Here is a 9480-nt window from a genome sequence, read left to right on the forward strand (position 1 = left end):
AGCAGCCACCGTTGCGCCGCCGATGCCTTGCAGGCACTGGCGGACGGGGCGCAAGCCGATCTGATCCTGACCGATCACCAGATGCCCGGCATGGACGGTCCCGAATTCGCGCTGGCGCTGCGCGAGCGGGGGTTTGACGGTGCGGTGATCCTGCTCAGCTCGAACCCGTCGGCGATCCGCGATGACGCAGCCCGCGCGGCGCTGACCGCTGTGCTTAGCAAGCCGGTGCTGCGGCGCACGCTGTATGACGCAATCGCGCGGCTGCCATCGCGAGGCGCGTCCGGCCCCGTCACCCCACGCCCGATGCGCATTCTGGCGGCCGAGGACAATCGCACCAATCGGCTGGTGTTCGACAAGATGGTTAAGGATCTGAACATCGCGCTTGGCTTTGCCGAGGATGGCGCGCAGGCGGTCGCAGCCTTCGCCGATCAACGTCCCGATCTGATCTTCATGGATATTTCGATGCCCGGAATGGATGGCAAAACCGCCACCCGCGCCATTCGCGAGGCCGAGGCCGCGTCAGGCGCCGCGCCGGTGCCGATCGTGGCGATGACCGCGCATGCGATGCAGGGCGATGCCGAGGATATTCTGGCGGTCGGTCTGGATCATTACCTGACCAAGCCCCTGAAAAAAGAAGCTATTCACGACATGATCCGCCGCTATCTGCCCGACGGGTGCGAGCCGCTATTCAGGGATGAAGTGGCTCAGGCTTCGGGATAATCGCGCAGGAAAACCCAGCGGTCGCCCTCGGACATATCCGGGCGGAACCGATAGCCGCCGGTGTCGAATTCGCGGATCGCGTCCACGTCGGTCAGGCGGTTTTCGACAATGAACCGCGCCATCGCGCCACGGGCTTTCTTGGCGAAAAAGCTGACGATCTTGGCCTCTTCGCCGCGCTGTTCCATGAACACCGGCGTCACCACCCGCAGCTTCAGCGCCGCCGGATCGACCGCGCTGAAATATTCGACCGAGGCACAATTGATCAGGGCCTTGGCCCCAACCTGTTGCGCCGCATCGTTCAGCGCCAGCGCCAGCCGGTCGGCCCAATACTGATATAGGTTGCGGCCCCGGTCCGTGGACAGGTGGCTGCCCATTTCCAGACGATAGGGCTGAATTCCGTCCAGCGGGCGCAGCAGCCCGTAAAGACCCGACAAGATCCGCAAATGCCCCTGCGCCCAGCGCAGCGCGTCGTCATTCAGCGTCGCGGCCTCAAGCCCGGCATAGGTGTCCCCGGCGAAAATATCGACCGCACGATGCAGGGTTCCAAGGTCGGGGTCCGCCTGAAACTGCACAAAACGGCTGGCATTCAGGCGCGCCAGATTGTCGCTGATCTTCATCAGCTTGCGCAGCGCGGGCGCGCCCAGATCCCCGGCCACCCCAGCCAGATAGGTCGCGTCCGAGGCAAAATCCGGCCGCGTTTCGGCCCGGCCCGGACGGGTTTCATCCAGCCGTTTGGCTGGCGACACAACAACCAGCATCATCCCCCCTCGTGCAATACATCAAGAAACGCGGCGCCGAACCGTTCGGCCCGCCGGTCGCCCAGCAGCCGGGTCATCATGTCCAGACTGGCGGGGCGCAATTCCGCCAGCTTGGCCAGTTGCGATGACGAACAGCTTAGCGGCTTTTCCATACCGTCCTCGCCCCGCGCCAGATCGGCCTGCGCCTGCAACAGCCGGTCAAAGACATCGCCCGCGGCACGGCCCGCCAGTTTGCGGCGCATCGGGTGCACCTCATCCGGGGCGCCGCCGGTGATGACCTCAAGAAACGCCGCGCCATAGCGCTCTAGCTTGGTCGCGCCGACGCCGTTGATCCGGGCCATCGCGTCCAGAGTTTCGGGCCGGGTTTCGGCCATTTCGATCAGGGTGCGGTCGTTGAACACCATATAGGCGGGCAGACCGGCCTCTTCGGCAAAGGCGCGGCGGCGGGCCTTGAGCGCCGACAACAGCGGCGCGTCCTCGTCCGAGACCAGCGTTTTCACCACCGGCCCGGCCTTGGCCTTGTGGATCGTGTCGCGGCGCAGGGTGATTTCGGCCTCGCCGCGCAGGATCGGGCGGGCGGCTTCGGTCATGCGCAGGGCGCCGTGGCGTTCGGGGTCGGGGCGGGCCAGATCGTGCCCCATCATCTGCCGGAACACCGCCTGCCAGCCGCGCTTGTCGAATTCGCGCCCGACGCCAAAGGTCGGCAGCATGTCATGGCTGCGGGCGCGCACCTTGTCGGTGTCATTGCCGACCAGAATGTCGATCAGATGCCCGGCGCCGAAACTTTCGCCGGTGCGCAGCATCGCGGACAGCGCCTTGCGCACGGCCTCGGTGGCGTCGAACAGTTCGGGCGGGGTGGTGCACAGATCGCAATTGCCGCAAGGCGCGATTTGTTCACCGAAATAGCCCAACAGGGTCTGCCGGCGACATTGCAGCGCCTCGGCCAGACCCAGCAGCGCGTTCAGGCGGCCATGATCGGCCGAGCGGCGTTCGGGCGGGGCGAGGCTTTCGTCGATCTGGGCGCGGCGCAGGCGGATGTCCTCGGGGCCGAACAGGGTATAGGCCTCGGCCGGGGCGCCATCACGACCGGCGCGGCCGATTTCCTGATAATAGCCCTCGATGGATTTCGGCAGGTCGGCATGGGCGACCCAGCGAATGTCGGGTTTGTCGACGCCCATACCAAAGGCCACGGTGGCGACGACGATCAAGCCGTCCTCGGTCTGGAACAGGGTCTCGACCTCGCGACGTTCAGCCGGGTCCATGCCGCCGTGATAGTGGCGGGCCAGATGGCCGTCGTCGCGCAGCGCCTTGGCAAGGCTTTCGGTCTTGGCGCGGGTGCCGCAATAGACGATGCCGGACTGTCCCTTGCGCGCCGCAGCATAGGCCAGAATCTGACGGCGCGGGGTGTCCTTGACCTCGAACGCCATGTGGATGTTGGGTCGGTCAAAGCCGCGCAGGAAAATCTCGGGCGGTTGGCCGTCGAACAGCCGGGTGACGATCTCGTCCCGGGTTTCGGCGTCAGCGGTGGCGGTGAAGGCCGCAAGCGGCACGTTCAGCGCCCGGCGCAGATCGCCGATGCGCAGGTAATCGGGGCGGAAATCATGACCCCATTGGCTGACGCAATGGGCCTCGTCCACGGCGATCATCGACACGCCGATCCGGCGCAACATGTTCAGCGTGCCACCCGCCGCCAGCCGTTCAGGCGCCATATACAGCAGCTTCAGCTCGCCCGCGTCCAGCGCGCGATACACCGCGTCGGTTTCATCTTCGGTATTACCCGAGGTCAGCGCCCCGGCGGCGACACCCGCCTCGCGCAGCGCCCGCACCTGATCCCGCATCAGCGCGATCAGCGGCGAAATCACCACCGTCACCCCGTCGCGGCACAGCGCGGGCAATTGAAAGCAAAGGGATTTGCCCCCACCCGTCGGCATGATCGCCAGCGCATTGCGCCCGGCCATCACGGCATCGACGATTTCGGCCTGTCCGGGGCGAAACCCGGAAAAGCCAAAGACGGAGGCTAACAGCTCATCTGTGCGCGGCATGGGCCCTGTCGGTTATTGTCTGCTCGGTTTGGCGGACAATCCCATGTCGGGCGCGGGGCGGCAACCCCGTTAGCGCAGGCCGAACAGCGCGGGCAGGAAAATGCTTTGCAGCGCGATCACCACGACAAAGGCCACCAGCGGCGCCAGATCCAGCGGGCCGGTATTCGGCAGCACACGGCGGATCGGCCGATAGATCGGCTCAAGCAGGCGGTTCAACCCGTCCCAAATCTGTGCCACGCCGGGCTGACGCGGGTTCAGCACCTGAAACGACAACAGCCAGCTGAGGATGATATGCGCGATCATCACAAAGTAGACCACGTTCAGGATCAGCTGGAGAAAACGGTAAATCTCATACATTCGGCACCTATCTGCGCAGTGTTTGCCCACAGGTAAGGGCCAAACCCACCGGTGACAACCGGTTTACGTCGCGTTTGTGCTTGACGATCCCCGCGCGGCACGATGAGTCAGCCCCTAAAAGGAGCCCGCGCATGTATCCGTTTTTTCGACTGGCCAAGGAAATGAACAAACACCGCAAGTCCGAGCGGCTGACCTTGGGCGAAACCCATTATTCCCGGCATATCTGCTGGCCGTGGGATCTGGACCTGTGGAACGAGCTGAACAATGGCCGGACGCTGACCCTGTATGATCTGGGGCGCGTGCCGATGCTAAGCCGTCTGGGGATGCGGGTGATCAATAAACAGAACGACTGGGGCCTTGCAGTTGCGGGCAACTCGCTGCGCTATCGCAAGCGGATCAAGGTGTTCGACGTCATCGACATGCGCAGCACTTTGATCGGCTGGGACAACCGGTTTTTCTATGTGCTGCAATCAATGTGGCATGGCGATGTCTGTGCCAATCAGGGCCTGTATCGCATCGCTGCGGCGGGTGCGGAGGGCATCGTGCCGCCGGCGCGGATTGCAGGCTCGCTGGGCTGGGGCGAGACCTCGCCGACGCTGCCCGACTGGGTGCAGGCATGGAGCGCGGCGGAAAATCAGCGCCCGTGGCCGCCCGAACTGTAAAGCCGCGGGTTTCGCTTGCGTGATTCACAATTCGCAGGCCATAACGCCACAAGGGACATAGGGGCGAGGCACGGGATGAATCCGAAAGCCAAACGGCGTATCTGGGGCTGGTATCTGTTCGATTGGGCCTCGCAGCCCTACAACACGCTGCTGCTGACCTTTATCTTCGGCCCCTATGTGAAAGAGCTTGTCGGCTCGGGCACCGAGGCGCAGGCCGCATGGGGTTACGGCGTCGGCTTTGCCGGTCTGATCATCGCCGTGCTGGCGCCGATTTTGGGCGCAATTGCCGACCGATCCGGCGGGCGACGCAAGTTCATCTGGCTGTTTTCGCTGATGTATGTGGTTGGTTCGACCGGGCTGTGGCTGGCTGTGCCCGACGACTTTAATCTGGTGACGATCCTGATTTTCTTCGGCATCGGCCTGATCGGCATGGAATTCGCCACGATCTTTACCAACTCGATGCTGCCCGACCTAGGCACGCGCGAGGAAATCGGCCGGATTTCCGGCAATGGCTGGGCCTTGGGCTATGTCGGCGGGGTGATCGCGCTGGCGCTTATGCTGACACTGTTTCAGGAAAACACCGAGACCGGAAAAACCCTGATCGGGCTGGACCCGGCGTTTGGGCTGGACCCGGCCAGCCGCGAGGGCACCCGCGCCGTCGGGCCGTTCACCGCGATCTGGTATATCGTGTTCATGATACCGTTCTTCCTGTGGGTCCGCGAGCCGCGCAAAGCCGGCACGCTGAGCATTGGTCAGGCCGTGCGCTGTGCGCTGCCTGAACTCAAGGTCACGCTGCGGCACCTGCCCGAAAACCGCAGCCTGTTCGCCTATCTTGGCTCGTCGATGTTTTACCGCGATGCGCTGAACGGCATGTATGCCTTCGGCGGGATCTATGCGGCGGGCACTTTGGGCTGGTCGCCGGTGGATGTCGGCATCTTCGGCATCATCGCCGCGATCACCGGCGCCGTCTTCGCGTGGATCGGCGGCCATGCCGATGACCATTTCGGCCCGAAACCGGTGATTGTCGCCAACGTGCTGGTGCTGACCGCCGTGGCGATTTCAATCGTCTATGTCTCGCGCGAAAGCGTGTTTGGCGTGGCGGTCGACCCTGAATCGGCCCTGCCCGATGTGGCGTTCTACGTGCTGGGCGCGCTGATCGGTGCAGCGGGCGGCGCGCTGCAATCGGCCAGCCGCACGATGATGGTGCGTCAGGCCCTGCCCGGCCGCGAGACCGAAGGCTTTGGCCTGTATGCGCTGGCGGGCAAAGCGACGTCGTTCATCGCGCCGCTGTCCATCGGTCTTGCCACTGATCTGAGCGGATCTCAGCAAGTTGGGATCACTCCGTTGATCGCCCTCTTTATTATTGGCCTGTTCCTGCTACGCTGGGTGAAACCAGACGGCGAACAGGCAAAGGTATGAGCCGCAGATTACTTGTTTCTCTTGTTCTGATCTTTCTTGCGGGCACCGCATCCGCGGCCGAACAGAAGGCGAATAAGCTGTTCGGCGCGATGGCCGTGGCGTCAAAGCAACAGCCTCAGCCGATCGGAACCTATGCCAAGGGCTGTGGCGCTGGTCTGGTGCAATTGCCGGAAACCGGGCCGACCTGGCAGGCCATGCGCCTGAGCCGGAACCGCAATTGGGGCCACCCGGACATGATCGCCTTTATCCAAAGGCTCAGCCAGCAGGCGACCCAATTCGGCTGGGCCGGGCTTTATGTCGGCGATATCAGCCAGCCGCGCGGCGGACCGATGAGCAGCGGTCACAGTTCGCATCAAATCGGGCTGGATGCCGATATCTGGATGTTGCCGCCCAAGCGTCTGAACCTGTCCCGAACCGAGCGCGAGAATATCAGCTCGCTGAACCTGCGCAGCGACGACCAGCGCAGCGTGAACGACAATTACACCCGCGCCCATTACGAAATTCTGAAGGCTGCCGCGTTAGACCCGGCGGTAGACCGGATTTTCGTCACCGCCCCGGTCAAGATCGAGATGTGCAAGACCGCACAGCGCGCGGACAAGGCGTGGCTGCAAAAGATCCGGCCGCTTTATGGCCATAACACGCATTTTCATGTGCGCCTGAAATGCCCCGAAGGCGTGACCACCTGTGCCACCCAGCGCCCGACCGTGGACGAATTGTCAAAAGGCGGCGATGGCTGTGACGAAACGCTGAACTGGTGGGTCACCGAATACCTTGCCCCGCCGAAGCCAGCACCAAAACCGGCCAAGCCCGCCCCGAAAAAACGCGGCGCGCGCGATTACACCATGGCCGATCTGCCCAGCCAATGCGCGCGGGTGCTGGCGGCGCAATAACCGTCGGGCTTGATTTCACCCCGAGTCAGGAGTAGAGGAGCGCGTCCGCCACACGGGTGGGCCAAGTCTCCGCAACCTTGACAAAACGGATCACAAAATGAACCGCGGACTAATTCTTGGCGTTATCGCCATGGCTGCCATTGTGGTGGCCGCAAACATTCTGGTGCAATTCCTGTTCGGCAACTGGCTGACCTGGGGCGCCTTTACCTATCCTTTCACCTTCCTTGTCACCGATGTCATGAACCGGGTTTACGGCGCCAAAGCGGCCCGTCGCGTGGTTTTGGCCGGTTTCGCGGTCGGCATCCTGTGCTCGTTCATCGGCACCCAGATCATGGGCGAATTCGGCCCTCTGGTGACACTGCGCATCGCGCTGGGGTCGGGCACGGCCTTCCTGATCGCACAGCTGCTGGACGTCTCGGTGTTCAACCGCTTTCGTGACAGCGCATGGTGGCGGGCGCCGCTGGCCTCGACCTTGGTCGGCTCGTCGGTCGATACCGCGATCTTCTTTACTATCGCGTTTTCCGCCAGCCTGAGCTTTATCGAGCCGGTCAACGATGTCTCTTGGGCCGGGGAAATCCTGCCGATGATCGGCTTTGGGCCGCTGGTGCCGCTGTGGGTATCGCTGGCCGCCGCCGATTGGCTGGTCAAGCTGTCGCTTGCTTTGGTCGCACTTGTGCCATTTCGCCTAATTGTTGGGCGCATGGTGGCACGGGTGGCGTAAAAAGTTTTGACAAACACTAAATATATGGCACCCTACCTCTAACGGCAGCAGCAGAAAGGAGGTGGTCCAGTGTCTAGAGTGATGTTGGAGAGAGGGATCAGAACAGTCAGGGGGGCCGTGGTCTGACAGCAACCTGACGGACCGAACACCTCGGATTGGGCATGGCTCTAACTGGACCATCTCCCAAAGATCTCGAAGGGCTGCCTGATCTGGGCGGCCCTTTTCCTTTGCCCGATTTGCGATACAGTCGCCCCATTCACCACCGGAACAAGCGCGCCATGCTGCGGATCAACGATCAGATCGTCATTCAGGACTGGGAGCTGACCGAACAGTTCACCCGCGCCAGCGGACCCGGCGGGCAGAATGTGAACAAGGTCTCGACCGCCGTCGATCTGCGGTTCGAGGCCGGGCGCTCGCCCGCGCTCAGCGATGCGGTCAAGCGGCGGCTGAAACGTCTGGCCGGGCGGCGCTGGACCAAGGACGACGCGATCCTGATCCAGTGCGACGAAACCCGCCATCAGGCCCGCAACCGCGAAATCGCCCGCGAGCGGCTGGCCGAACTGATCCGCGCCGCGCTGGTCACGCCGAAACGGCGGGTGCCGACAAAGCCGACCAAGGGCTCGATCCGGCGGCGGCTTGAGGCGAAAAAGGCGCGGGGCGAGGTCAAGGCGTTGCGCGGCAAGATCGACGATTGACCGCCCTGCGCAGGGCTTGCAGGCGCCCCGGTTTGCGGCGTAAGACAGCGCCCATGTTTACAGTCGCTGCGCTTTATCACTTCACCCGCTTTGAAAATCCCGCCGCCTTGGTCGGGGGTCTGTTGGCTGTTGCCCAAAAGGGTGGCGTCATGGGGTCTTTGCTATTGGCGAACGAGGGCATCAACGGCACCATCGCTGGCCCGCGCGCCGGGATCGACGCGGTTCTGGCGCATATTCGCGCCCTGCCCGGCTGTCATGATTTCGAGTGGAAGGAAAGCACCGCCCGCGAAATGCCGTTCGGCCGGATGAAGGTGCGGCTGAAGCGCGAGATCGTGACGATGGGCCAGCCCGATGTCGATCCGCGCGCCCGCGTCGGCCATTACTGCGACCCGGCGGAATGGAACGATCTGATCCAGCAGCCCGACGTCGCGGTGATCGACACCCGCAACGATTACGAGGTGCAGATCGGCACATTCGAAGGCGCGATCGACCCCGGCACCAAATCCTTCCGCGAATTCCCCGCGTGGTGGGAAGAGAACAAGCACCGCTTTCACAACAAGCGCATCGCCATGTTCTGCACCGGCGGCATCCGCTGCGAGAAATCGACGAATTTCCTGCTGGGTCAGGGGATAGATGACGTGTTCCACCTGAAAGGCGGCATCCTGCGCTATCTCGAAGACATGCCGCAGGATCAAAGCCTGTGGAACGGCGAATGCTTTGTGTTTGATGAGCGCGTCTCGGTCGGTCACGGGCTGGTCGAAGGTCCGCACAGCCTGTGCCGTGCCTGCCGCCGCCCGCTGTTCCCCGAGGATCTGAAGCGCCCGGAATACGAGGAAGGCGTCAGTTGCCACCAGTGCATCGACGAACATGACGACGCCCGCAAGGAACGGTTCCGCGAACGCCAGCGCCAGATCACTCTGGCCAAGGCGCGGGGCGAACGTCACATCGGCGCGGTCCTGGTCAAAGACTGAAGCCCGCGAACCCGCGATTCAGCACCACCGCCCCAGTCGCTGATCTGGCGCGAAAAGCGACGCCGTTCGGCTGGGTCCATAGATCGACCGTCAGCGCATCCCCTGCAAAAACCGGGGCCGAGAACCGCGCCTCAAGCTGGGTCAGATCGCCGCCGGTATGACCGGCAATCACCCGCGCCACATGGCCCAGCGTGCACAGCCCATGCAGCAAGGGCCGATCAAAGCCTGCGGCGCGGGCGACCTTG

The 9480-nt window shown here is 63.4% G+C and carries 11 protein-coding genes; 7 read left to right on the plus strand and 4 right to left on the minus strand.

The window, feature by feature from the left end; translation table 11 throughout:
- Window positions 1–720, plus strand: a 720-nt coding sequence (locus ABYW26_RS05820) for a response regulator (protein ID WP_372603846.1), incomplete at its 5' end; no start/stop codon positions are given.
- On the opposite strand, the gene yaaA is transcribed toward ABYW26_RS05820, so the two are convergent.
- From yaaA to ABYW26_RS05835, 3 genes are all read right to left on the minus strand, one after another.
- Window positions 705–1478, minus strand: coding sequence for a peroxide stress protein YaaA (gene yaaA, locus ABYW26_RS05825; RefSeq protein ID WP_372603847.1), 774 nt, complete (start codon window positions 1476–1478; stop codon window positions 705–707). The genes ABYW26_RS05820 and yaaA overlap by 16 nt on opposite strands.
- The gene (gene recQ / locus ABYW26_RS05830; RefSeq protein ID WP_372603848.1) at window positions 1478–3520 is read right to left on the minus strand and encodes a DNA helicase RecQ; all 2043 of its coding nucleotides are present in this window, start codon (window positions 3518–3520) and stop codon (window positions 1478–1480) included. The genes yaaA and recQ overlap by 1 nt, the downstream gene beginning before the upstream one ends.
- A gap of 69 nt (window positions 3521–3589) precedes the next feature.
- Window positions 3590–3877: a YggT family protein gene (locus ABYW26_RS05835; protein WP_372603849.1), complete on the minus strand. Its 288-nt coding sequence runs from the start codon at window positions 3875–3877 to the stop codon at window positions 3590–3592.
- 131 nt (window positions 3878–4008) lie between these two features.
- On the opposite strand from ABYW26_RS05835, the gene ABYW26_RS05840 reads away from it, so the two are divergent.
- The 6 genes from ABYW26_RS05840 to ABYW26_RS05865 all read left to right on the plus strand — a co-directional run bounded on the left by ABYW26_RS05840 (window position 4009) and on the right by ABYW26_RS05865 (window position 9235).
- Window positions 4009–4539 (plus strand): acyl-CoA thioesterase, encoded by a 531-nt coding sequence (locus ABYW26_RS05840; RefSeq protein WP_372603850.1) that lies wholly within the window; start codon window positions 4009–4011, stop codon window positions 4537–4539.
- 75 nt (window positions 4540–4614) lie between these two features.
- Window positions 4615–5958, plus strand: coding sequence for an MFS transporter (locus ABYW26_RS05845; RefSeq protein WP_372603851.1), 1344 nt, complete (start codon window positions 4615–4617; stop codon window positions 5956–5958).
- The gene (gene mepA / locus ABYW26_RS05850) at window positions 5955–6848 is read left to right on the plus strand and encodes a penicillin-insensitive murein endopeptidase (RefSeq protein WP_372603852.1); all 894 of its coding nucleotides are present in this window, start codon (window positions 5955–5957) and stop codon (window positions 6846–6848) included. Before ABYW26_RS05845 ends, mepA begins: the two co-directional genes overlap by 4 nt.
- 97 nt (window positions 6849–6945) lie before the next feature.
- Window positions 6946–7569 (plus strand): queuosine precursor transporter, encoded by a 624-nt coding sequence (locus tag ABYW26_RS05855; RefSeq protein WP_372603853.1) that lies wholly within the window; start codon window positions 6946–6948, stop codon window positions 7567–7569.
- A 278-nt stretch (window positions 7570–7847) separates the two neighbouring features.
- Window positions 7848–8264, plus strand: a complete 417-nt coding sequence (gene arfB, locus ABYW26_RS05860; RefSeq protein ID WP_372603854.1) for an alternative ribosome rescue aminoacyl-tRNA hydrolase ArfB — start codon at window positions 7848–7850, stop codon at window positions 8262–8264.
- A 53-nt stretch (window positions 8265–8317) separates the two neighbouring features.
- Window positions 8318–9235 (plus strand): rhodanese-related sulfurtransferase, encoded by a 918-nt coding sequence (locus ABYW26_RS05865; RefSeq protein WP_372603855.1) that lies wholly within the window; start codon window positions 8318–8320, stop codon window positions 9233–9235.
- Here ABYW26_RS05865 and ABYW26_RS05870 read toward each other — a convergent pair.
- Window positions 9225–9480, minus strand: a 256-nt coding sequence (locus tag ABYW26_RS05870) for a MaoC/PaaZ C-terminal domain-containing protein (RefSeq protein ID WP_372603856.1), incomplete at its 5' end; no start/stop codon positions are given. The genes ABYW26_RS05865 and ABYW26_RS05870 overlap by 11 nt on opposite strands.

This window comes from Actibacterium sp., from assembly GCF_041584535.1.
Lineage (GTDB): Bacteria > Pseudomonadota > Alphaproteobacteria > Rhodobacterales > Rhodobacteraceae > Actibacterium_D.